This is a genomic window from Moraxella nonliquefaciens (genome assembly GCF_001679005.1).
GTDB lineage: Bacteria > Pseudomonadota > Gammaproteobacteria > Pseudomonadales > Moraxellaceae > Moraxella > Moraxella nonliquefaciens.
The window spans coordinates 443,068-465,347 of the sequence record NZ_LXTW01000032.1; the positions used below are offsets into that span (position 1 = coordinate 443,068).

A 22,280-nucleotide genomic window follows, 5' to 3' on the forward strand; every position below is an offset into this window, starting at 1 on the left:
TTCATCATCAATTCAACTTAATCAGACAAAAGCATCAGATAAAAGTAGAATTTCTCAATTATTTCCCCATTGTAAATAATGTTATCAACACCCCAAACCCATTTTAAAATCCCAAAATTCATCAGCATTTTATGATATGATAGGCGTTTTGTTCTTACGTAGCAATTTTTATTTCTTATGACCGCTTTATCATCCCATCCATCCGACATTCTCATCGCCTTTGACACCATTTTTGAGCAATGCTCCATCGCCATCTTACAAAACAATACCATCATCCATACCGAAACGGTGGTGGGCGGACGTGGACAGACTGAGATTATCCTACCCATGTTAGATAAGGCATTACACACATCAAACGTGGACATCAAGGACGTCAAGGCGTGGGCGTTTAACCGTGGGCCTGGGGCATTTAGCGGCATTCGCATTAACACCGCCATGGTTCAAGCCTTATCGGTTGCCAATGGTGCGCCGTGTATTGGCATATCCAGCCTACACGCCTTGGCATTTATGGCATGCAAGCAAGAGAATATGACAGACGGCATGCACATAACAGCACTCATAGATGCCCGCCAAAAGCAGGTCTATGCAGGGGATTTTGTGGTACAAAATGCTCTGCCAGTTGCCCAAAACGAATATTTGCTAGATTATGACAAACCCATAGAAACTGACATCGTCGTAGGAGATGTCGTGGATTTGGTCATGACAGATGCCAAAAAATTACGCCCAAATCCTACCGCCTGCCACATCGCTTACCTTGCTTATCCCTTATTTTTAAAAGGCAAAACAGTAACAGCAGCACATGCCTTACCTGTTTATCTTAGGGACAATGCTTGGAAAACATTAGCCCAGCAAGCTAAAAACAAAAAGTGATTACATTAAAGTGATTACATTAAATGGCATAGGGCATCATTTAGATTAACACATAAGAGTATTATTTTGGACGTTTTATTATTTATCAAAGCCTTTATCATAAGCATCATCGAAGGCATTACCGAATTTTTGCCCATTTCCAGTACAGGCTATATGGTGTTATCAGCGGACATCATCAATTTTTGGGACAAAGATAAGCGAGATTTATTCATTGTTTTTGTTCAGATTGGGGCGATTTTGGCGGTCATTTATGACTATTGGGGCAGGCTGTGGACAGCATTTATGGGGCTAATCACAGGCAGAGCAGATGGCATGACCAACCCTCGCAGGCTGGGCATCTCGCTCATCATTACCACCATTCCTGTCATGATTGTTGGGCTTACCCTAGAAGATTTTATCACAGGCACACTCTTTCATCCGCTTGTTGTGGCAACCATGCTAATTATTGGGGCGTTGCTCATCATCTATGTAGAAAAACACCCACGCCCCATCAAGGCACAAGAGGCCGAACAAATTAACTTTAAAACCGCCTTAAAAATCGGACTGTGTCAATGCTTGGCTCTCATTCCCGGCACAAGTCGCTCTGGTGCTACCATCATCGGAGCATTGTGGTTTGGTGTCTCTCGCAAGGCCGCCACGGAATTTTCTTTCTTTTTGGGCATTCCTGTGATTATTGGGGCAGGACTTTTGGAGCTCATTGACAAAAAAGATTTGCTACAAACAGGACAAGATTGGGCGGTGCTTGGCGTAGGAACGCTGGTATCTTTTGTGGTTGCCCTACTATGTATTCGCCTGCTTGTGGCGTGGGTATCCACAAAAGACTTTATGGTTTTTGCTTATTTGCGTATCATTACAGGCGTGATTGTGTTATTGGCGTATTTTGTATTGGGTTACCAAATTAAAGGATAGCTCCTATTATTACCCATAAATATTTACCCATAAAACCATAAACCAAAAAGGCAATCGTGTGAATATTAACATCATCGGCACAGAACAAGACAAAAATTTATTTAATCAATTGCAATTTATTAATAAAACCCACATTTTATCCTTAAATTTATCCTTTTTTGTATTACCAAAACTCAATGACAAATCAATATCATCCTTTGTCAATGATAATATCAAAACCCCCTTAATCGCTCTTATCAAAAACACCCCAACCTTAATCAAAATTGACAATAATGCCATCATAAAATCATCATTAAATTGGCAAGCCCTAACTGGGCGTATCGTAACGGCAGGACGAAAATCTGAGTTGATATTACAAGCGTGTAAATTAACGCCCAACATGAGTGTGATAGACGGTACGGCAGGGTTTGGGCAAGATGGTTTGATATTGGCAAGCACAGGGGCAAATGTCATCATGATAGAGCACAATCCCATTATAGCCATGTTGCTTTTATATGAACACCAAATGATGAACACCAACCCAAATTGGCAAAAACTGTTAAGCCGAATCATGATTTATCATGGCAATTTTTTAGATGCTGATTTTATGGCGACATTACCCAAAGTGGATATGGCATATCTTGACCCCATGTTTCCATATGACAGTTATTCAGCAAAAGTTGGTAAAACCATGCAAGTGCTACATGAGCTGGCAAATACACCAAGCGATGATGATGAAAAACTGTTTTTAAACATTGCCGATGCTCAATTAAAAAATAACGGCAAAATCATTGTCAAACGCCCCTTATCCGCCCCCCATTTGGCAAATAAAACACCCATGCAAAGCGTGGCAAATGATGCCATTCGTTTTGATAGGTATTGACACATAATACATGAAATACATAATACATGACATAAAGGATTTTTAAACAAAATTCCCAAGATTTTTTGGGGAATATTTGCTACAATAAGGGCATTTAACCCAACTCATAAGGACTGCTATGAAAATCTTGGTTACAGGTACAGGCGGACGTGAACATGCCTTAGCGTGGGCATGTGCAAAAGATGACAGAGTACAGACGGTCTATGTCGCTCGTGGCAATGCAGGCACAGCAACCGAACCCAAACTTCAAAACGTGGATTTAGACATCGCCGATCACACTGCTGTGATTGAGTTTTGTCAATCTCATGACATCGCCTTTGTGCTTGTTGGGGCAGAAGCTCCGCTTGTGGCGGGCATTGTGGATGATTTGGAACGTGCTGGCGTGCGTGCGTGGGGCTGCTGTCAATACTGCTCACAACTAGAAGGCTCAAAAGCATTTGCCAAAGATTTCATGAAAAAGCTCGGCATTCCCACCGCCTTTTATGAAGTCTTTACCGATGCAAAGTCAGCAAAAGACTTTGTTCGCACCAAAGGCACACCCATTGTCATCAAGGCAGACGGTTTGGCAGCGGGCAAGGGTGTGATTGTGGCGATGGATGAGAGCCAAGCCTTTGATGCCATTGATAACATGCTCTTGGATAATAAATTTGGTCAAGCAGGCAGCCGTGTGGTCATCGAAGAGTTTTTGGCAGGCGAAGAAGCGTCCTTTATTTGCATGATTGACGGTGATAACATTTTACCCATGGCAACCAGTCAAGACCACAAACGCATTTTTGAGGGGGACAAAGGAGCGAACACAGGTGGCATGGGAGCGTACTCGCCTGCTCCTGTGGTAACAACAGATGTGCATGATAAGGTGATGGAGCGTATCATTCGCCCTGTTGTGGATGAGATGAGAGCCAATGGCACACCTTATAAGGGCTTTTTGTACGCAGGTCTTATGATAGATGATGCAGGCGACCCTTATGTGATTGAGTTTAACTGCCGATTTGGCGACCCTGAAACTCAGCCAATCATGATGCGATTAAAATCATCTTTGGTTGAGCTGATTTTGGCAGGATTAGACGGTAATTTACCGACAAATGCAGAATGGACGGACGAGGTTGCCTTGGGCATTGTCTTGGCAAGTCGTGGCTACCCCAAAAGCTCATCCTCGGACGATGTCATTACAGGATTGCCAGAATCTCAAAATGACCTAAAAGTATTCCACGCAGGCACAAAAGAGAAAAACGGACAAATCCTAACCAATGGCGGACGGGTGCTGTGTGTTACCGCACTAGGGGCAAGCGTTGCAGATGCTCAATCTCGTGCGTTAATAAGCTGTGGCACCATTGCTTTTGATGGCATACAGTATCGCCGTGATATTGGCTGGCGTGCCATTGGGCGTTAGTTTTTTCATGATAGATTTTTCATGATAGATTAAGGTCAAATACGTCCGTGTTTGGCTTTATTTTTTGATGACATGCAACATTTTCTACAAAATTAACCCCACAGATTGACCTGATGGCGTAATGGTGATTAAATAATCTGTTTTAAACACATCTTTGATGCCCAAATCAGATGCCCCAACATAAGGACATGACAGCAATGAAATCCCCCTACCTCACCAAATCCCCCACTTTTTGGGTAGGATTATTCACAACCGTCTGTATCGTCATCGGTGTGCGTGAACTTGCTTTGGTTATTTGCACCGCCCTAGGAGTGCCACGTGCCACCAACATTGTCGGTTTGGTATCGCTGTTTTTTGTATTGATGGGTGTACGACTCATCAAAGGGGGCTTGCCACATTGGCTATCATCATCAGCAAGTGTGCTGTTGGTAGACAGCGGATTTGCGTTTTTGCCTGTATCGGCTGGGGCGGGGATTTTACTGTTTAGTCTTGGGGCGGATTTGTTTGGTGTGTCTGCGGTCATTGTGCTTAGCACCGTGATGCCACTTTGGGCATTTGCCAAATTGTCTCAACACTGGCTAAAAAGCACAGATGATAAAGAGGATGAACATGCCATCTCTTGACAGCACCACGATTTTTATCGCCTTTGTTATTACGCTCATCGCTCACGTTGGGGCAAAATATGTATTACGTTATATCAATAGATACTTTCGTGGCATACCGATGATCATCATCGCCATTGTGCTAACACTCATCATCATCATGATTATTGGCATGCCCTACACCACCTATTACACTCATGCTAAACCTGTGTTTGACCGCTTGCTTGGGTATAGCACCGTGCTGCTTGCCGTACCGCTTGCAGGTATGGATTTTAAGGGTCTGCCCATCAAAAAGCTGTCTATCATTGTCGTTATGGCAAGCCTTATTGGGGCGATTGTGCCGATGAGTTTGGCGTATCTGTTTGGTCTGAATATGGATGCAATTTTAAGTTTTGCCACACGTTCGGTTACCACACCTGTGGGCTTATCGGTTGCTCAAATCATTGACGCACCGCTTGTACTTGCCAACCTTATCATCATCATATCTGGAATTTTGGGGGCGGGGGTATGCCGTGTTTTGTTTAACAACATCACAGACGATAGAGCAAAAGGCTTGGCACTGGGTTTGGTTGCCCATGCCATTGGTACAGTAGAAGCGTGGACCATCAGTCCTACCGCAGGGCGATACGCTGCCTTTGGACTTGCCATCAATGGCTTGCTTACGGCGGTGTGGTTGCCAGTGGTGGTGCTTTTGTTATTAAAATGAGTTGGGAGTGCCTGCTTTTGGCTTAGTTCTTTGCTTTTGGCTTAGTTATTCAAATTAAATTTATGTATTTTAGATGAATGAATTTTAATCAATCATTAACAGTTTTGGTCTTGACAAAAATGATTTTTAATCACAAAATTACCCAAAATTGTTGCATGTCCATTTGGGGTGTGTTCGTCATTTTTGGCATCATCAATATTTTTATCAATGCCCTTATTTGCTTGCTATTTGCTTGCTTGTCATTTATTCTTATATTTTAATAAAACAAGCGATTATTATTACACTGGTGAACCTATGATTACCGAGTCTTTGGTTGATGTCTCACGGCTACAATTTGCCGTTACCGCTTTATTTCATTTTTTATTCATCCCCTTAACACTTGGCATGACATGGCTATTGGTCATCATGGAGTCGGTGTATGTCATCACAGCCAAACAGATTTGGAAGGACATGACTCGCTTTTGGGGTAAGCTCTTTGGCATTAACTTTGCTTTGGGTGTTACCACAGGGATTACCATGGAGTTTCAGTTTGGTACGAACTGGGCGTATTATTCGCATTATGTTGGTGATGTATTTGGAGCTCCGCTTGCCATTGAAGGTTTGATGGCTTTTTTCTTAGAATCAACAATGGTTGGGCTATTTTTCTTTGGTTGGGAGCGTATGAGCCGTGTGCAACATCTCATCACAACTATACTCATGGCACTGGGGACAAACCTGTCTGCTTTGTGGATTTTAATTGCCAATGGTTGGATGCAAAACCCTGTGGGGGCGGAGTTTAACTACCAAACCATGCGAATGGAGATGACCAGTTTTACCCAAATCCTATTAAACCCTGATGCCCAAAATAAATTTGTCCATACCGTCTCAGCAGGCTATGTGGTTGGAGCAATGTTTGTACTGTCGGTGTCGGCTTGGTATCTGCTAAAAGGACGAGATGTCGCCTTTGCCAAACGCAGTTTTCATGTAGCGGCTGCTTTTGGTTTTGCATCCATTTGTAGCACCATTGTGTTGGGCGATGAATCTGGTTACTCCATCGGACTGGCTCAGCAGACCAAACTTGCCACAATGGAGGCCATGTGGGAGACCGAACCTGCCCCTGCCAGTTTTAATATCGTGGCACTCATCAACGAAAAAGAAGAAAAAAACGATTTTGCCGTACATGTCCCCTACGCCATGGGCATCATTGGCACACGCTCACTTGACAAAAAGATACTGGGCATTAGTGATATTAAAGAGATTAACAAAGAACGCATCGTCAGCGGTATTTTTGCGGTCAGTGCCTTAGATGAAATGCGTGAGAGCATGGCAGTAGGTCAGACGGTCAGTTCTGAGACACTGGCACAATTTGAACACCACAAAAACGATTTGGGTTTTGGGCTGCTGCTCAAAAAATACACCCATGACGTTACCCAAACAACCCCAGAGATGCTCGCTGGTGCTACAAATGACACCATTCCTAGGGTAACACCCATGTTTTGGACGTTTCGTATTATGGTCGGTTTGGGCTTTTTAATGCTTGTGCTATTTGCCTTGTCGCTGTTTTTTACCATTAAGGGAAATTTCATGGAAAAAAAATGGCTGTTAAAATTTGCTGTCATCATGCTTCCTGCCCCATGGATTGCTGCCGAAGCTGGTTGGTTTGTTGCTGAGTATGGTCGTCAGCCGTGGACAGTATATGGCATTTTACCCACACATTTATCGGTATCTAACATCGCCACGGGTCATGTGATATGGTCGCTGATTGGCTTTGTGGTATTTTATGCCATTTTGTTCATCATTGAGGTCTATCTTATGCAAAAATACGTCCGTCTGGGCCCTGCCAGTCTCGGAACAGGGCGATACTTTGGTGAAAAAACTGATAAAAACACCATAAACCCCAATGACTTTAACGGAGTGTAGCCATGTTATTTGATTATGAAACCCTAAAATTCATTTGGTGGTTACTCGTCGGCATCCTACTTATCGGCTTTGCCATCATGGATGGTCATGATATGGGCGTGTGTAGCTTACTGCCTTTTGTTGGCAAAACAGACAAAGAACGCCGTGTGATTATCAATACCATCGGAGCTCACTGGGAGGGCAATCAAGTATGGTTCATCAGTGCAGGAGGAGCGATTTTCGCCGCCTTGCCCCTGTTATACGCAACGGCATTTAGCAGTTTTTATTGGGCATTAATGGCCGCACTTTGGGCGTTGTTTTTGCGACCAGTTGGTTTTAAATATCGCAGCATGGTCAAAGATGCACGTTGGCGGATGGCATGGGATTGGGGGCTGTTTATTGGCTCGTTTGTTCCTGCTCTTATTTTTGGGGTGGCATTTGGCAATCTGTTTTTGGGTGTGCCATTTGGCTTTGACAATCAGCTTGTCTCTACTTATACTGGCTCTTTTTTAGGCTTGCTGTCGCCCTTTGTCCTGCTCTGCGGTCTGGTGAGTGCCTTTATGATGATAACCCAAGGCGGGGTATATTTGGCTCATCGTACGGTTGATAACATACAATCTTGCACCAAAAAACTCACAACCATCTGTGCTGTCATCACCTCAGTATTATTCGTACTGGCAGGATTTTGGGTGGCAAACCTTGATGGATATGTCATCATCAGTTCGGTGGACAAAAATGCCTTGATTGACCCCACAAACAAAACCGTCATCACCGAACAAGGGGCGTGGCTTGCCAATTTTAAAACCAATGAGACGTTATGGTTATTTCCTGCCTTGGGTGTTATCATGCCCATCATGGCAGCTCTCACCATGCAAGCAGGACGGACTTTGACTGCCTTTGTACTGTCTAGCATGGGCGTGCTTGGGGTCATCATGACCGCAGGGGTGGCTTTATTTCCTTTTTACATGCCATCATCATCTGACCCACGTTCAAGCCTGACTGTTTGGGACAGCACATCCAGCCAGTTTACACTCATGGTTATGGTCTATGTGGTGGTCTTTATCCTGCCTGTGGTGGTCGGCTACACCAGTTGGGCGTATGCCATCATGCGAGGTAAGGTTACCAAAGCCTACATTAAAGAAAACGAACATACATTATATTAGGAGAGATTTATGTGGTATTTTGCGTGGATATTAGGATTGGGGTTTGCTGTACTGCTTGCCATCATCAGTGCCGTTTGGGTGGAGTTTGAGAGCAGCCGAGAAGAGGTGTTTTATGGCAAAGATAAGAAGCATGATGAATAAATTTATTCACTGACAATACCTAAATGATAGAAAATTAATCACCAATATCCATCAGCCAAATGCCAGCTTAGCACTTGTCTGAATGAATAAATGATGCTAATATCATGCTGTATTTTAAACATTTATTTAGCATACAGAATGTATGGCACAATCTCACTGCCATTTGACAAGGATTTTTATGAAATTATCCAATCCTACGCTGTTTCATGAACACGCTCTCATCAATAACACATGGCAATCTGCCAAATCCAAAAGCACCATAGACGTGTTTAACCCCTTTAATGATGAAAAAATTGGCACCATCCCTGATTTATCCGCTGATGAAATCGCCAAAGCCATCGGTTTTGCCGATGGAGCCCAAAAGTCATGGGCAAGCCTAAGTGCCAATGAAAGAGCGATAATTTTACATCGCTGGGCGGACTTGATTGATGAAAATCGTGAAGACTTAGCCGTCATCATGACCACAGAGCAAGGCAAACCCTTAAAAGAATCTCGTGGAGAGATTGATTATGCCAACAGTTTCATCCGATTTTTCGCCGATGAAGCCAAGCGAGCATATGGCGACGTGATACCTGCCCCAAACACCAACTTACGCTATGTCGTGCTAAAACAGCCCATCGGTGTCTGTGCCAGCATCACGCCATGGAATTTTCCGTCAGCGATGATTACTCGTAAAGTCGCCCCCGCCCTGGCATCAGGATGTGTGATGGTTGTAAAACCCGACAGCCAAACGCCCTTTTCTGCCCTTGCCTTGGGTGAACTTGCCATTCAAGCGGGCATTGGCAAGGGCGTGCTACAAATCGTTACAGGGCGAGCGGATGTTATTGGGGGCATACTCAGCTCCGATGAACGCATTAAAAAACTCTCCTTTACAGGCTCTACTCAGGTTGGCAAGCTGCTGATGAAGCAATGTGCCAGCACGGTCAAAAAACTGTCCTTAGAACTTGGCGGTAACGCTCCTTTTATCGTATTTGATGATGCTGATATTGACAAAGCGGTCAAGGGTGCGATGGCATCCAAATACCGCAACGCAGGGCAGACGTGCGTGTGTGCCAACCGCATCTACGTTCATCGGACGATAAAAGATGAATTCATTGCCAAATTCGCCAAAGAAATCAATGAATTAAACATTGGCGATGGGTTGTCAGACAGTACGGACATTGGCTGTCTTATCAATGATACCGCCGTACAAAAAACCCAAAAACTGCTCCAAAATGCCCTAGATAAAGGAGCAACACTCATCACAGGAGGCAAGTCTCATCCCACACATGCACGCTGTTTCTTGCCAACCATCATCACAGACATCACAGACGACATGGACATCGCCCACGAAGAGATTTTTGCTCCGATTGCTCCGATTTTTGTGTTTGACGATGAATCAGAAGTCATCCGCCGTGCCAATAATACCCCCTATGGTTTGGCATCTTATTTTTATACCCAAAGCCACGCCCGAGCATGGCGAGTATCCGAAGCCTTAGAATATGGTATGGTCGCCCAAAACACAGGGCTACTATCCACCGAAGTCGCTCCATTTGGTGGGGTCAAGCAGTCAGGGTTTGGGCGTGAAGGCTCAAAATATGGTTTGGATGAATATCTCATTACCAAATACTGGTGCATGGATGTAAGCTGATAAATACTAAGGCAAATGCTACTTATAATGGGCATCATCCTAAAAAACGTCACACCCAAAAACCGCCATTCTCTATCAAAATGGCGGTTGTGTCTAAAATGGCAGTCTTAGCGTGTTCCGTCTCACTGTCTCACTGATTAATCACGTCCACACCCCTAGGCGGGGTAAAGCTAAACTCTTTGGCAGGAATGTTTTTATTGATATTAACATTGTTAAAATTGATTGATGTGGTCTGCCCAATACTGTCATTTAGTACCATCATGACAGGTTTACCGCCATTGAAACTGATTGACAAATCCCTAAAATTAGCCGCATTTGATTTGGGTTTTAGGACATAGTAGTTTTTGCCTTTGTTTGGCTGACTGATGCTAAAATTACGTGCAATTTGGTTGGGGTCGCCTGACAAGAGCAAGGCGGGTGTATCTGCAACCTCGCTGGTTACCGACTGTTTGGTTGCTTGTTGCAAATCTTTATCATAAATCCACATGGTATTACCATTGACCACAATGAGCTGTTCAGAGGGCGATTTGGTTTCCCAACGAAATTTATGACCACGTTCTAATGCCATGCTACCGCTAAAACTTTGACTTCTGTCAGCTGTCTTGGTTGTTTGTGAGAAATTGGCGGTCATTGACTTAGTATTTTTAAGTAGGTTATTTAAATTGGTTACCGCTGTATCACTGGCATGGGCAGTAAAGATGGTCATGGGCAGTAAAGTTGTTAATACACCTAAGGTAATTTTTGTATTCATAACAAGTCCAAACAATAAAAAATAATTGATTTATAAAAATAAATTGGTTTAATGCTTTATTTAAATGCTTAATTTTAAAAAATCATTTATAAAAGCATCAAGACAATCTTAAAAGTGGGTTACTTATAAAGCAAGTTATTGTGCCATGTTTTTATGTTGCAATCTAGTCTAATTTTGCAAAAATTTAGAGAAAACATTGCTTCTATGTTGTTAATGATGTGGTTGATTTTTGGCTAAACTTAATCATGGCGTAATTTTTGGGCATGTCCGCTTTACTATTTACCATCAAATATTGGAGCATCTGCCAATTTAGCCAAATTTCATCATCACAGTTTCATCATCACAACAAAATCCCTGACATTTTGTCAAAATCATCAAGACAATACGTGGCATTCATGTCATTAATTTTAAATCGTTATGAATAAAGGCTGATTATTAAGAATATTCATTGAAATTTCATCCAAATGTTGGTAACATAAATCCCTATTTTAATTTTAAAACGGTGTTTTTATGTATCTTAATCATAACCATACTTTACGCCCCATCCATCTGCGTTTGACGGACGAGATTGTGGCACATTTAGAAAAAGTCAAAGGCGAACATGGTTTTGAGTGTATTCAGCCACTCATTCGTTTTTATATCCGTCAAGGGCTTGACCGTGATAATTCTGAATACTCTCTAAGTAATGACATTGCCTTTATTAATGAACTTAAAGAACAAGGCATTAGCGAGAAATTGATAGAAAAAGCCCTAGAAAACGTCTGCAAAAACGCTGACCGATAATTTTCCAAAATATCAGACATCATCACAGACGACAGATAAATAGTTTTTAGCAGTGAATTATTGCTCATTTATGACAATATTTTTATTGTTTTAAACAAAAAATCATGGTAATATTTCACAAAACATACATACGTTTAAAACATGTCCATATCACCCCATCTTCTGTTTATGGAGTATTGATGATGAGATTACAGTCTTTATTTATCGCTTTAATTGCCACCAGCACCATACTTTTTTCCACTAACGTCTCTGCACGTGTGGGTCCTGCTTATGATGACGGTAGCTCATACGGGTATGCTTGTACTCATCATGTCAATGGGCATGTACTGCTTCGCTCAGGCCCTGGTCAAAATTATAAAGCACTCGCTCGCATGCCTAACGGCAGTGATGTTAGCATCATCGGTGAACGCACTGTTAATGGCTGGCTGTGGTATAAAATCAAGTTTGGTCGCAATATGGGCTGGGCTCGTTCGGATTATATTTGCAGATAAACAGAGATTGTATGAATGACGGGTGATACATTTGTGTGTTGCTCGTTTTACAGTTTAGCTCAACAAATTTCTTGATTTGGACGTTTGGCAATCCATAAGAATCCAACAATAATGGTGGTTTAACAATGAATGACTTAGGTAATTTTATGAAAAAACGAACAAGGGATTTGGTGATTGGCATCGGACTTTTGGGTGTTGGTAGCGTTGCTGCCATTGCAACTTTTCAAAACAACCAATCAGGGTCAGGATATATCACAAACCCCAACAAAGGCACCATTACCATTAACCAACCCAACAACCCAACCGCCATCGCTGACCAAAGTGGACGCTCTTATGCAGGGTACAACCAAAGCCAACCAGCCCATCATCAAAATCAGCCACAACAAGCGATGAATCAGAACCTCATCCATCAAGGTGATGCCCATACCATGCCAACACACCAACATGGTAATCATGGTAATACAGCAGAACAAATATGTGCCCCCGAAGCTTTAAAGGTGGGCATTAAACATTTTAGATATGACGATGCCAACACGAGCGACCTTGTACCAAGTGGTTATGGCAATGACCCAAAATTTAAGATACATCGTGCCGCCAAGCCTGCCTTACAAGAGATGATTAGGGCAGCTCGTGCTGATGGCGTTACGCTAACCCCAGGTTCCATCTTACGCACATCAAGCCGTCAAGCCCAAATCGTTGCCAACAAGAAAAAACAAGGTCAAAGTGCCAAACAGATTTATTACACCTCATCACATCCTGGATATTCTGAACATCATACAGGGCTTGCGGTAGATTTCTCACCCATCAACGACAATTTTGCCAAAACAGCAGCATACCGTTGGCTACAACAGCATGCCCATGAGTATGGCTTTTACCAAACTTTTACCCCTGATTATTCTAGATATAGTGGTGTCTCTGAGGAATCATGGCATTGGCGTTTTGAGGGTAAAAACAAGGAGTTCTCTCACATCTTCGCCGACAGTATCAACCGTCGCTGTTAATGATGATTTGATTTTAATTTATAAATAAAGCACACTTAGGTGTGCTTTATTTATCCAAATGATTTTCCCATCTACATGATTTCACCTAAGCACCTAACCTAAGCACCTAAGTATTAGCTAAGAGTATTAGCTAAGCATGTTGGGTTTTCTTAGTGGAGATGGCCATTGACAGCATTAAGCAAAATACTTATCCAAACCTTCTTGGATGCCACTACTAATCATACCCTTAAACGGCTTTACCAAAAAGTTCAAATCCGCCTCGAATACGACCTTATCACTGTCTAAAAATGCACGTCCATCCACGCCTGATTTGGTGATATTTACTGTATCACTGTCCAACCCCTCATGGTAGGTTGCCTCAAAATCAAACTCTTGTTTGGCTTCTTCTAACCATGCTTTGGCTTTTGTGCGAGCAGTGGCAAGGTCAAAGTTATGACGCTTTTCAATACGTAAATCAGACATAATGTTCTCTTTTTAAAATAAAGTTAAATGTTAAAATAATACAACCAAATGGTCAATTAAGTTTTTGGCAAAGTTACACCCATTTGCCCTTGGTATTTACCGCCACGGTCTTTGTAGGACGTCTCACACACTTCATCTGACTGAAAAAAAAGCATTTGTGCCACGCCCTCGCCTGCATAGATACGAGCAGGTAGGTTGGTTGTGTTACTAAACTCTAAGGTAACATGACCCTCCCATTCAGGTTCTAAGGGCGTTACATTGACGATAATGCCACAGCGAGCATAGGTAGATTTACCCAAACAAATCGTCAACACATCACGGGGTATTTTAAAATACTCCACCGTACGAGCCAAGGCAAATGAATTGGGTGGAATGATACATTCATCACCAACAATGTCAATAAAGCTACGTTCATCAAAATTCTTAGGGTCAACAATGGCTGAATGAACGTTGGTAAACACCTTAAATTCATTGGCACAACGAACATCATAGCCATAGCTTGACGTACCGTAACTGACAATTTTCTCGCCATCATCGTTATGACGAATCTGACCAGGTTCAAAAGGGGCAATCATCTCATGTTCGGTCGCCATTTGGCGAATCCAGCGGTCTGACTTAATTGACATGTTGTTCTCTATTTATCTTATAATATTGGATGAGTAAGTGTCAAATATTATAGCAAAATTCTTGACCTTTTAAAATCAAAACACATAAAAAAAACCGCCAAATGTCAACACATTACCCCAATAGGTAATTTATCAATCGTTGTATGGCAAAACTTACCACACAAATCTTAGTGTGATGGTGATTATACAAATCAATTGAAAATCTCACAAAATCAATTCCTTATCCAAAAATTTGTCCATTCTACCAAAAAAGTCCTGCCAATTCATAAAAATTATGTTAAAATAATATGCCATAAAACACATGATATAGTGATTTTATCTTAAAATAATACCATATCTAGATAAAATAATTCAATCACTTCTTTATTTATACTTATCACATACTTATCATATTTTTTCATCAAATTTGTTTAAATCATCATAGAGAGTATCATGCAGTATTCTATCTTTTCTCAAACCAAAAATGACCCCCTAAAAGAACCCATGTTTTTTGGGCAAGCGGTGAATGTTTCTCGCTATGACCAACAGCGTCATGCTGTCTTTGAACAATTGATTGAAAAGCAATTGTCATTTTTTTGGCGGCCTGAGGAGATAGATGTCAGCCGTGATAGGATTGATTTTAGTGAGTTGTCTGCCCCCGCTCAGCACATTTTTTTATCCAATTTAAAATACCAAACTTTGCTTGACAGCATTCAAGGGCGTAGTCCCAATGCCGTGCTACTGCCCATCGTATCCCTACCTGAGCTTGAAACATGGATTGAGACATGGTCATTTAGCGAGACCATCCACAGTCGCAGTTATACGCACATCATTCGCAATATCGTTAATGACCCAAGCGTAATTTTTGATGACATTATGGACAATGAACATATCCTTGCCCGTGCCAAAGACATTGCTATTTATTATGATGATTTGTATGAAGCCAGTCAGTTATACAACTTGACAGGTCAAGGTGATTTGCGTGAGATTAAAAAGAAACTGTATCTGTGTATCGTTGCGGTCAATGTCCTAGAAGCCATTCGTTTTTATGTCTCATTTGCTTGCTCATTTGCCTTTGCTGAAAATAAAGTCATGGAGGGTAATGCCAAAATCATCAAGATGATTGCTCGTGATGAGGCTTTGCACCTAAATGGCACACAACACATCATCAACCTTATGAGACATGGGCAAGATGACCCTCAAATGGCAGAGATTGCCAAAGAATGCTATGATGAAGCCATCAAGATTTTTCGTGTTGCCGCCGAGCAAGAAAAAGATTGGGCAAGCTATCTGTTTAAAGATGGCTCTATCATCGGTCTTAATCGTGATATTTTGTGCCAATATGTTGAGTACATTACCAACACACGCATGTTAGCGATTGGTCTGCCTGCCATCTTTGACACCAAATCCAACCCCATTCCTTGGATTAATGCATGGCTATCATCTGATAATGTACAAGTTGCCCCCCAAGAAACCGAAATCACCACCTATCTGGTCGGTCAGATTGACAGTGATTTGGATGGGGTGGATTTGGATGATTTTGAACTCTAATAACAAAAGTATCAGCCATGCCGTGGATTTTTACAGACGAAATGCGTTTTTATTTACATGAAGGCGAAAGTTTGCTTGATGGCATGTTACGCACCGAGCATAAAGATGTGCGTTATATGTGTCAACAGGGCTTTTGTGGGGCGTGCAAAATGCGTGTCAAAGCAGCAACAGAGTATCCCAAAACCAAACAAATCCCTTTGGCACACTTAGATGATGATGAGGTACTGGCTTGCTGTTGTATGCCCACAGGTACGATGGTTGTCAGCTATGATGCGGACAAATCGGATACGCCGTGTCAATATCAACATAAAAATGAGAGATGGCATTTACAAAAAACAGCCATCATCACTCGTCAGATTTTCAGTCAAACCCATCACGAATGGATTGTTCATGTTCATAAAGTAGAGGCAGCACCGTGCCAACAATCCACGCACGCCGATAACCTTGTAAACCCTCTGACAGTACGTGTGTATCATCCACAGGCAATCCTTGATAAACGTGATACATAAGCTCATTTATCCAGCGTCCCTTTAATAGCAGGTTGGCGGGGATGTTCAACAGACGAGCTTGGACATTGGTAGCTTCATCTAAGGCATGGCGATGTGGCTTGATTTTACTGGTGTAAATGGGGGTTTTGATGGGCATTTGTGTTTGGGGCAAATCTTTGGCCTCTTTGATGACACGAATAATCTCAGAGCCATAACGACGTAAAACAGAGCGATTTAGTGTGGTGCGTGCCAAATCTTTCATGTTGGTTGGCAAGCTCTCAGTAATCTCACGCAAAGCCTGTTTGCCAATAATAAAACTGCGTGGTTCATTAACCGCCCGTGCCAACGACTCTCGCCACATGGTCAAAGCTTGAAGTACTGCCAGTTGCTGTCTGGTGTAGGTTGGGGTGATATGGTCAAGATAGAGCTTATCATCGTCTAGGTGCTGAGTGTTGTAGAGTTCTTTGGCGTAAAGCGTACTGTCTTCATTAGCATAATCTAGGATTTGCCTGGCATTTAATGCTTGCACAACTGCCTGATGCAGGATGAGCAAATAACGTACGTCATTGATGGCATACAATTCTTGCTCTGGGGTGAGCGGTCTGGCAAGCCAGTTAGATTGACTTTCACCTTTATCTAGTGCCACCCCCAAAATTTCATTGACCGCTTGACTATAACCTACTTGTGGCTTGCCTGTCAGATATGCCACGCCAATTTGTACATCAAAGACGTTGGTCAAAGGGGGATTATTGGCAAGCAGATAAAATATCCCCAAATCCTCCCCACATGCGTACCACACCATGCTTGGCACCTCGCATAGGGCTTGCCAAAACTCAGTCAAATCAAGACGTGGGGCATCCACAAGGTATATCCCTTTGCCAGTATTGACCTGCACCAATGCCAGTATTGGATAGTAGGTATTACGTTTGATAAATTCTGTATCCAAAGCGACCACGTCCACATCGTCTATCTCATCAATGAGTTTATAAAGTTCATCATCTGTTCGCACCCACTTGCTAGGCAAATCCAGCAGAGCATGCTCATCATCACTTAGATGAGCATAAGGGAAACTAAAATCATTGGGGTTTTTTACATCATTCATCGGTTTTTTTACATCATTCATCATTGTCTGTGTTAATCTATATATCAAAAACTCCCCCAATTTTACACCAAAGTCAGCAAAATGTGCACAATTTAATAAATGATTGATGATATTGGTTGGTTTTAGAGTGTTAAATTTTCATCATATTTCATGAAAATGTTATTAATGTTCAACATGCCCTATTAACAATTTGGGCGTATCATGTTAAGATAGACGGTAAGTCTTTATAATTTATCCAAAATAAAAGGAAAATGACAATGTTAATTGAATTCACAAAAATGCATGGTTTGGGCAATGACTTTATGGTGATTGACCTCGTAACACAGCGAATGAACCTGACAAGCGAGTTGGTGCGTCTGCTTGCTGACCGTCATTTGGGCGTAGGATTTGACCAGTTGCTTATCGTTGAACCACCGTCTCGCCCTGACATGGATTTTAAATATCGTATTTTTAATGCTGATGGGCAAGAAGTGGCACAATGTGGCAATGGGGCAAGATGTTTTGCCTGCTTTGTGCAGGCTCGCAAACTCTCTTTTAAACAGCGTCTGCGTGTTGAGACAGCAAGTGGGATCATCACGCTGACCACTGACCGCTATGGTTGGGTGCAAGTAGACATGGGCAAGCCCAAATTTGAACCTAATGAAATTCCTTTTGCTCCCCAAGCCATCACCAAAGTGGGCAACTCCTACCGCCTAAATGTTGATGGTGAACCTGTTCAGCTCTACCTTGCCAACATGGGCAACCCACATGCGGTCATTTTGGTAGATGATGTGCTAACTGCTGATGTGGCACGTTTGGGTAGACTCATTGAACGTCATGAAGCATTCCCTGAGCGTGTTAATGTTGGTTTTGTCCAAATCGTCAATCAACGCCATGTCCGTCTACGTGTCTATGAACGTGGTGTGGGCGAGACGCAGGCATGTGGCACAGGTGCGTGTGCGGCGGTTGCTGTGGGCGTGCGTGAGGGCTGGATTGACGAAGGGGTTGATGTGCGAGTTCAGCTCTATGGTGGTAGCCTTGCTGTGCGTTATCAAGAGGGGTATTCGGTAATGATGACAGGCCCGGCCTCCTTTGTCTATGAAGGGGTGTTTAGCCCTGATGGTCTGGCAGCACAGGCAGGCATTAATCTGACACCTACCGAAGAGAATGACGCCTAATCATCATCAATGAGCCATCATTAATTAAAGTTAATCCGCCAAAATCCAAAATTATCAAGCCCTTGTCATACAGGGCTTTGTTTTGGGTTGCATTTAAGCCAACATGTATCATTGGTAATATCATGCTTTATGGAAATATCATCAATATTTAACATGCCCCAAACTTAGGCACGTCCAGCCCCTGCTTGGCGTAAAATGTCGCCACAAATTCATCAAAGGTGTCATTTTCTAGACTTTTGCGAATGCCTTTCATGAGATTTTGATAATAATGCAAATTGTGAATGGTGTTTAATTGTGCTGAGAGCATCTCGCCACATTTGTGTAAATGATGTAGATAGGCACGGCTAAAATTCTGACAAGTATGGCAATCACATTCGCCATCTGGTGGATTTTTGTCATGGCGATGAGCTGCATTTTTTATCTTAACCACTCCGGTACTTGTAAACAGGTGTCCATTACGAGCATTACGAGTTGGCATGACACAATCAAACATGTCCACGCCTCGCTTCACCGCTTCCACGATATCGGACGGAGTACCCACACCCATCAGATAACGTGGCTTGTCAGATGGCATGCGATTTGGCAGATAGTTTAATACCTTCATCATCTCATCTTTTGGCTCGCCAACTGACAGACCTCCAATAGCATAACCGTCAAAGGGCATTTGCATCAAATCCGTCAAGGACTGCATACGCAAATCTTCGTACATGCTGCCTTGCACGATACCAAACAAAGCATTTTTATTGCCCAATTTATGATGTTCATCAAGGCAACGCTGACCCCAACGAATTGACAGTTCAAGTGACTTTTGGGATTCTGTATGTGTGGCAGGATAAGGCGTGCATTCATCAAACTGCATGACGATGTCAGAATTTAGTGATTTTTGGATTTGCATGGAAATCTCAGGCGATAAAAATACCCCCCTTCCGTCCACAGGCGAACGAAAATGTACGCCCTCTTCGGTGATTTTTCTCATCGCCCCAAGACTAAACACCTGAAAACCACCCGAATCGGTCAAAATCGGTTTATCCCAACCGATAAAATCATGCAATCCACCAAACTCATCAATCACGCTTGTCGTCGGACGCAGCCACAGATGAAAAGTGTTGCCCAAAATGATATCCGCCCCTGTGGCGTGAATGTCTCGTGGAAGCATGCCCTTGACCGTGCCATACGTCCCCACAGGCATAAAAGCAGGTGTGGCAACATCGCCATGAGCTAGGTGTACCGTGCCACGACGGGCATGAGTGTTTTTGTCGGTTTTATGTAGGGTAAATTTCATACAATCATCAAATAAAAAAGTGGCGTATTATAGCATATTTACCAATTTTAGCAAATTAGCCATATAATTGTTCTCGTATTTTAATTAAGGTTTTTATTGCCAAATAATGCTCGGGGATTTCTGGTAAATCGCTTTGGTCAAATGCTAATTCCACGTCTTTTATTAACTCATCTACCTTTTGTAATAAGTCATCATAATCAAATTGCCCTGATTTAATTGCCAAAAGCTCACCACGATTATCACGCTTGATAATCACTTTGCCTAATTTGGCAATATCTAAGGCGGTATATAACAGCCGAAAGGTGTGCATGATATTTTTGGCGTCATAGCCTTTGCCGTGATTGACGGTGGATTCATAACGTTCATGATTACGTTTTTCTACCCATTTCCAATACTCTTTATAATCTTGGCAATATTTGCTATATCCCATTTGATTAAATGACAAATAAGCAATGGGCGATATGTCTTTGGGAATGGAGCTTAATAATACATCTTGGCTATCATCATGAATAATCCCCCGATAATCGCCAACAAACATCGCATACATATGGCTGGCGTGGGGCATTTTGGATAAGCCGATTTGCGATTGGGTAAGATTATTTTTATTTAGCCAGTCTATCAAATCCACGCTTTTTTGATTGTCAAATACCACACAAAATTCCAATAGGCTCTTTTTGTCTTTACTCATCGGATTGACAATTTTTTTATTTAAGCCACGAGATTTTTTAATTTGGCTAAGAGCAAATCCTGCAAAGGTTTTTTGGCATAATTTTGAAATAAACCAATCAGGATTAAATTTATCCATAATGGGGTGTTTGTATAATATCTTATCGCTTGGCGTGGCAAGCAGTTCCATGATGTTAGGATTATTTTGTAATAATAAATCCACAAACCGTCCTAGCTCATAATAAACCACGTCATTGGTTTCGTTGCTGACCTGTGGCACATAATCATCATGCAGACCATAATAATAGGGCTTGGGCAAATAAAACACGCCTTTAATGTCAATATCCGATGACGGTGTGTCTAATCCATGGGTACGACTACCTGAGATACATTCTAATAAAATCAGGTTGTTGGCTTTTAGGTAATCAATGGTTATCATGGGGATTCTCGTTAATTTTATGTGATTTTTAATATAGAAGGGCAAATTGCAATTTGCCCTCTACAAATGTATTTCAATCTGTCAATTTTTAAAATATAGACTTGATAAATTTATTTAAAAACAATTTTTCTAAACAACTCATTTAATACACCAGCATCGCCTTTTTGTTTTTTATCAAAATTTAAATTCTGGGTTATTTGCCAAAGATGTTGGGTGAATATTTTCATGGATAGGGGCAGTTGATACAAATATTTTTCATCATGCGATTGTTTTAAATGGATAATATGATTTAATTCATCAATATTATCAGGATTTAATAAGTCAAACATTTCATTCATACACACAGGGGGCATGGTTTGATGTTCTTTTATCCATAGGCTTGCAAGTAACGCACGAATCAGATAGCACCATTTTTTAAGTTTTATGGGGCGTGATATGTCTAGCTCGCCATTTGCCTTTTTTGCCATGCCTTGATAATGATGATAAACTGCTTGGGGATTAAAAAAGTCTGATTGGATATGTTTAATATCTTTGATAAATTCATCATCGCTGTGATAAATAATGGGCGAATTTAACCATTCAAAAATCACGGCATTGGATTTATGAGTATGTATCAAAGTCTTTTTAATATCCCAACCGCCAATATCAAATGGCACATCAAATAACTCATGATTGATAAATTCAAAAGTGTCTTTGTCATCATAAATCTGCAAATACCAATCGGGCGTATGATGATAAATGAGCCGTACATCAAAATCACTATCAAAACTGGCAAAACCCCAAGCCCGACTACCGCTCTCTATGGAGTGTAACGGCTTAATGGCGTGGGCGTGGCAAGTGGCGTGTAGGGTGTGAGTGATTTGGTTGTGATGGTCGGTGCAAGTCATGTTTTACCCCAAAAAAATAGGTATCATTATAACAAAATTATCCCAAAAATCCATTTGCCAAACGCTCCAAAAACAGGTAATATGCCTTTTATTTTTATTAATAGGAAAACTTATGAATGACATCGCCCCCGAATTTCGCATTACCCTATCAGGTCAGATTAGCCCTGCCGACGTTGAAGAGCTGGCTTGCATGGGCGTAAAAACCGTGGTAAACAACCGTCCAGATGGCGAAGAAGCAGGACAGCCAACCTCCGCTGAGATTGAGCAGGCGTGTCAAGCTCATGGTATCGTCTATCAGCAAATCGCCTTTGCAGGTGGTATGATGGACATGAACCACGTCCAAGCCTTTGCTGATTTTTTTAATAAGACCGAACGCCCATTGCACATTTTTTGTCGTACAGGCAACCGCTCAAACAACCTTTTAAATGCTGCCAGAGAACAGGATTTGCTTGATGAAGAGTGAT

Annotated in this window: 24 protein-coding genes and 1 pseudogene; 18 read left to right on the forward strand and 7 right to left on the reverse strand. The window is 42.0% G+C overall.

What is annotated here, in order from left to right:
* Positions 1 to 177: 177 nt before the first annotated feature.
* The 10 genes from tsaB to A7456_RS09055 all read left to right on the forward strand — a co-directional run bounded on the left by tsaB (position 178) and on the right by A7456_RS09055 (position 10,151).
* Positions 178 to 870 carry a tRNA (adenosine(37)-N6)-threonylcarbamoyltransferase complex dimerization subunit type 1 TsaB gene (gene tsaB / locus A7456_RS09005; RefSeq protein WP_082995523.1) on the forward strand — a complete coding sequence of 231 codons (693 nt, stop codon included), beginning with the start codon at positions 178 to 180 and terminating at the stop codon, positions 868 to 870.
* A 66-nt stretch (positions 871 to 936) separates the two neighbouring features.
* A complete protein-coding gene (locus A7456_RS09010) occupies positions 937 to 1,779 on the forward strand; it encodes an undecaprenyl-diphosphate phosphatase (protein WP_066887936.1) in 843 nt (280 codons plus the stop codon).
* Positions 1,780 to 1,837: 58 nt separating this feature from the next.
* The gene (locus A7456_RS09015) at positions 1,838 to 2,641 is read left to right on the forward strand and encodes a class I SAM-dependent methyltransferase (RefSeq protein WP_067009729.1); all 804 of its coding nucleotides are present in this window, start codon (positions 1,838 to 1,840) and stop codon (positions 2,639 to 2,641) included.
* Positions 2,642 to 2,759: 118 nt separating this feature from the next.
* Complete coding sequence (purD, locus tag A7456_RS09020; protein ID WP_067009732.1) at positions 2,760 to 4,031, forward strand: phosphoribosylamine--glycine ligase; 1,272 nt, start codon at positions 2,760 to 2,762, stop codon at positions 4,029 to 4,031.
* Positions 4,032 to 4,228: 197 nt separating this feature from the next.
* Positions 4,229 to 4,654 carry a CidA/LrgA family protein gene (locus A7456_RS09025; protein ID WP_066887942.1) on the forward strand — a complete coding sequence of 142 codons (426 nt, stop codon included), beginning with the start codon at positions 4,229 to 4,231 and terminating at the stop codon, positions 4,652 to 4,654.
* The gene (locus tag A7456_RS09030; protein ID WP_406946789.1) at positions 4,641 to 5,339 is read left to right on the forward strand and encodes an LrgB family protein; all 699 of its coding nucleotides are present in this window, start codon (positions 4,641 to 4,643) and stop codon (positions 5,337 to 5,339) included. The genes A7456_RS09025 and A7456_RS09030 overlap by 14 nt, the downstream gene beginning before the upstream one ends.
* 294 nt (positions 5,340 to 5,633) lie before the next feature.
* Positions 5,634 to 7,238: a cytochrome ubiquinol oxidase subunit I gene (locus A7456_RS09040; RefSeq protein ID WP_067009740.1), complete on the forward strand. Its 1,605-nt coding sequence runs from the start codon at positions 5,634 to 5,636 to the stop codon at positions 7,236 to 7,238.
* Positions 7,239 to 7,240: 2 nt separating this feature from the next.
* The gene (gene cydB, locus A7456_RS09045) at positions 7,241 to 8,380 is read left to right on the forward strand and encodes a cytochrome d ubiquinol oxidase subunit II (protein WP_067009743.1); all 1,140 of its coding nucleotides are present in this window, start codon (positions 7,241 to 7,243) and stop codon (positions 8,378 to 8,380) included.
* Between the two features lie 9 nt (positions 8,381 to 8,389).
* Positions 8,390 to 8,521, forward strand: a complete 132-nt coding sequence (gene cydX, locus A7456_RS09050) for a cytochrome bd-I oxidase subunit CydX (protein ID WP_066887952.1) — start codon at positions 8,390 to 8,392, stop codon at positions 8,519 to 8,521.
* 178 nt (positions 8,522 to 8,699) lie between these two features.
* A complete protein-coding gene (locus A7456_RS09055; protein WP_082995525.1) occupies positions 8,700 to 10,151 on the forward strand; it encodes an NAD-dependent succinate-semialdehyde dehydrogenase in 1,452 nt (483 codons plus the stop codon).
* Between the two features lie 130 nt (positions 10,152 to 10,281).
* Here the strand turns inward: A7456_RS09055 and lolA are convergent, their stop codons facing one another.
* Positions 10,282 to 10,902 (reverse strand): outer membrane lipoprotein chaperone LolA, encoded by a 621-nt coding sequence (lolA, locus tag A7456_RS09060; protein ID WP_082995526.1) that lies wholly within the window; start codon positions 10,900 to 10,902, stop codon positions 10,282 to 10,284.
* A 263-nt stretch (positions 10,903 to 11,165) separates the two neighbouring features.
* Between lolA and A7456_RS11485 the strand changes: the two genes are divergently transcribed.
* The 4 genes from A7456_RS11485 (at position 11,166) to A7456_RS09075 (ending at position 13,177) form a co-directional block, all read left to right on the forward strand.
* Positions 11,166 to 11,327: a hypothetical protein gene (locus A7456_RS11485; RefSeq protein ID WP_158512516.1), complete on the forward strand. Its 162-nt coding sequence runs from the start codon at positions 11,166 to 11,168 to the stop codon at positions 11,325 to 11,327.
* Between the two features lie 85 nt (positions 11,328 to 11,412).
* Complete coding sequence (locus tag A7456_RS09065; protein WP_066887977.1) at positions 11,413 to 11,685, forward strand: hypothetical protein; 273 nt, start codon at positions 11,413 to 11,415, stop codon at positions 11,683 to 11,685.
* Positions 11,686 to 11,864: 179 nt separating this feature from the next.
* On the forward strand, positions 11,865 to 12,176 hold the full coding sequence (locus tag A7456_RS09070; protein WP_066887979.1) for an SH3 domain-containing protein: 312 nt from the start codon (positions 11,865 to 11,867) through the stop codon (positions 12,174 to 12,176).
* Between the two features lie 146 nt (positions 12,177 to 12,322).
* Entirely contained in the window at positions 12,323 to 13,177 is an 855-nt protein-coding gene (locus A7456_RS09075) for a M15 family metallopeptidase (protein ID WP_066891251.1), read from the forward strand.
* Positions 13,178 to 13,351: 174 nt separating this feature from the next.
* Here A7456_RS09075 and A7456_RS09080 read toward each other — a convergent pair whose 3' ends face one another.
* The gene (locus tag A7456_RS09080) at positions 13,352 to 13,639 is read right to left on the reverse strand and encodes a polyhydroxyalkanoic acid system family protein (RefSeq protein ID WP_066887983.1); all 288 of its coding nucleotides are present in this window, start codon (positions 13,637 to 13,639) and stop codon (positions 13,352 to 13,354) included.
* Positions 13,640 to 13,695: 56 nt separating this feature from the next.
* Positions 13,696 to 14,265, reverse strand: a complete 570-nt coding sequence (gene dcd / locus A7456_RS09085; RefSeq protein WP_066887985.1) for a dCTP deaminase — start codon at positions 14,263 to 14,265, stop codon at positions 13,696 to 13,698.
* A 432-nt stretch (positions 14,266 to 14,697) separates the two neighbouring features.
* Between dcd and nrdB the strand changes: the two genes are divergently transcribed.
* Entirely contained in the window at positions 14,698 to 15,795 is a 1,098-nt protein-coding gene (nrdB, locus tag A7456_RS09090; RefSeq protein WP_066891260.1) for a class Ia ribonucleoside-diphosphate reductase subunit beta, read from the forward strand.
* Between the two features lie 41 nt (positions 15,796 to 15,836).
* Positions 15,837 to 16,031: pseudogene (locus A7456_RS11005) on the forward strand (2Fe-2S iron-sulfur cluster-binding protein); the annotation flags it as partial.
* 124 nt (positions 16,032 to 16,155) lie between these two features.
* On the opposite strand, the gene A7456_RS09095 reads toward A7456_RS11005, so the two are convergent.
* The gene (locus tag A7456_RS09095) at positions 16,156 to 17,406 is read right to left on the reverse strand and encodes a ribonuclease D (RefSeq protein ID WP_228141037.1); all 1,251 of its coding nucleotides are present in this window, start codon (positions 17,404 to 17,406) and stop codon (positions 16,156 to 16,158) included.
* 236 nt (positions 17,407 to 17,642) lie between these two features.
* On the opposite strand from A7456_RS09095, the gene dapF reads away from it, so the two are divergent.
* Entirely contained in the window at positions 17,643 to 18,542 is a 900-nt protein-coding gene (gene dapF / locus A7456_RS09100; RefSeq protein WP_066891263.1) for a diaminopimelate epimerase, read from the forward strand.
* Between the two features lie 148 nt (positions 18,543 to 18,690).
* Here the strand turns inward: dapF and tgt are convergent, their stop codons facing one another.
* The 3 genes from tgt to A7456_RS09115 form a co-directional block, all read right to left on the reverse strand.
* Entirely contained in the window at positions 18,691 to 19,824 is a 1,134-nt protein-coding gene (gene tgt, locus A7456_RS09105; RefSeq protein ID WP_067009749.1) for a tRNA guanosine(34) transglycosylase Tgt, read from the reverse strand.
* 55 nt (positions 19,825 to 19,879) lie between these two features.
* Entirely contained in the window at positions 19,880 to 20,929 is a 1,050-nt protein-coding gene (locus tag A7456_RS09110) for a DNA polymerase beta superfamily protein (protein WP_067009751.1), read from the reverse strand.
* 110 nt (positions 20,930 to 21,039) lie between these two features.
* Positions 21,040 to 21,816, reverse strand: coding sequence for a nucleotidyltransferase domain-containing protein (locus tag A7456_RS09115; RefSeq protein WP_082995529.1), 777 nt, complete (start codon positions 21,814 to 21,816; stop codon positions 21,040 to 21,042).
* Between the two features lie 112 nt (positions 21,817 to 21,928).
* On the opposite strand from A7456_RS09115, the gene A7456_RS09120 reads away from it, so the two are divergent.
* On the forward strand, positions 21,929 to 22,279 hold the full coding sequence (locus A7456_RS09120; RefSeq protein WP_067009754.1) for a protein tyrosine phosphatase family protein: 351 nt from the start codon (positions 21,929 to 21,931) through the stop codon (positions 22,277 to 22,279).
* Position 22,280: the final 1 nt, after the last annotated feature.

Excerpts from the sequence above, each read along its gene's own strand:
- tsaB (WP_082995523.1), top strand. The coding sequence starts at position 178 with ATGACCGCTTTATCATCCCATCCATCCGACATTCTCATCGCCTTTGAC.
- purD (WP_067009732.1), top strand. The coding sequence starts at position 2,760 with ATGAAAATCTTGGTTACAGGTACAGGCGGACGTGAACATGCCTTAGCG.
- A7456_RS09025 (WP_066887942.1), top strand. The coding sequence starts at position 4,229 with ATGAAATCCCCCTACCTCACCAAATCCCCCACTTTTTGGGTAGGATTA.
- A7456_RS09030 (WP_406946789.1), top strand. The coding sequence starts at position 4,641 with ATGCCATCTCTTGACAGCACCACGATTTTTATCGCCTTTGTTATTACG.
- A7456_RS09040 (WP_067009740.1), top strand. The coding sequence starts at position 5,634 with ATGATTACCGAGTCTTTGGTTGATGTCTCACGGCTACAATTTGCCGTT.
- cydB (WP_067009743.1), top strand. The coding sequence starts at position 7,241 with ATGTTATTTGATTATGAAACCCTAAAATTCATTTGGTGGTTACTCGTC.
- cydX (WP_066887952.1), top strand. The coding sequence starts at position 8,390 with ATGTGGTATTTTGCGTGGATATTAGGATTGGGGTTTGCTGTACTGCTT.
- A7456_RS09055 (WP_082995525.1), top strand. The coding sequence starts at position 8,700 with ATGAAATTATCCAATCCTACGCTGTTTCATGAACACGCTCTCATCAAT.
- lolA (WP_082995526.1), bottom strand. The coding sequence starts at position 10,902 with ATGAATACAAAAATTACCTTAGGTGTATTAACAACTTTACTGCCCATG.
- A7456_RS11485 (WP_158512516.1), top strand. The coding sequence starts at position 11,166 with ATGTCCGCTTTACTATTTACCATCAAATATTGGAGCATCTGCCAATTT.
- A7456_RS09065 (WP_066887977.1), top strand. The coding sequence starts at position 11,413 with ATGTATCTTAATCATAACCATACTTTACGCCCCATCCATCTGCGTTTG.
- A7456_RS09070 (WP_066887979.1), top strand. The coding sequence starts at position 11,865 with ATGATGAGATTACAGTCTTTATTTATCGCTTTAATTGCCACCAGCACC.
- A7456_RS09075 (WP_066891251.1), top strand. The coding sequence starts at position 12,323 with ATGAAAAAACGAACAAGGGATTTGGTGATTGGCATCGGACTTTTGGGT.
- A7456_RS09080 (WP_066887983.1), bottom strand. The coding sequence starts at position 13,639 with ATGTCTGATTTACGTATTGAAAAGCGTCATAACTTTGACCTTGCCACT.
- dcd (WP_066887985.1), bottom strand. The coding sequence starts at position 14,265 with ATGTCAATTAAGTCAGACCGCTGGATTCGCCAAATGGCGACCGAACAT.
- nrdB (WP_066891260.1), top strand. The coding sequence starts at position 14,698 with ATGCAGTATTCTATCTTTTCTCAAACCAAAAATGACCCCCTAAAAGAA.
- A7456_RS09095 (WP_228141037.1), bottom strand. The coding sequence starts at position 17,406 with ATGAATGATGTAAAAAAACCGATGAATGATGTAAAAAACCCCAATGAT.
- dapF (WP_066891263.1), top strand. The coding sequence starts at position 17,643 with ATGTTAATTGAATTCACAAAAATGCATGGTTTGGGCAATGACTTTATG.
- tgt (WP_067009749.1), bottom strand. The coding sequence starts at position 19,824 with ATGAAATTTACCCTACATAAAACCGACAAAAACACTCATGCCCGTCGT.
- A7456_RS09110 (WP_067009751.1), bottom strand. The coding sequence starts at position 20,929 with ATGATAACCATTGATTACCTAAAAGCCAACAACCTGATTTTATTAGAA.
- A7456_RS09115 (WP_082995529.1), bottom strand. The coding sequence starts at position 21,816 with ATGACTTGCACCGACCATCACAACCAAATCACTCACACCCTACACGCC.
- A7456_RS09120 (WP_067009754.1), top strand. The coding sequence starts at position 21,929 with ATGAATGACATCGCCCCCGAATTTCGCATTACCCTATCAGGTCAGATT.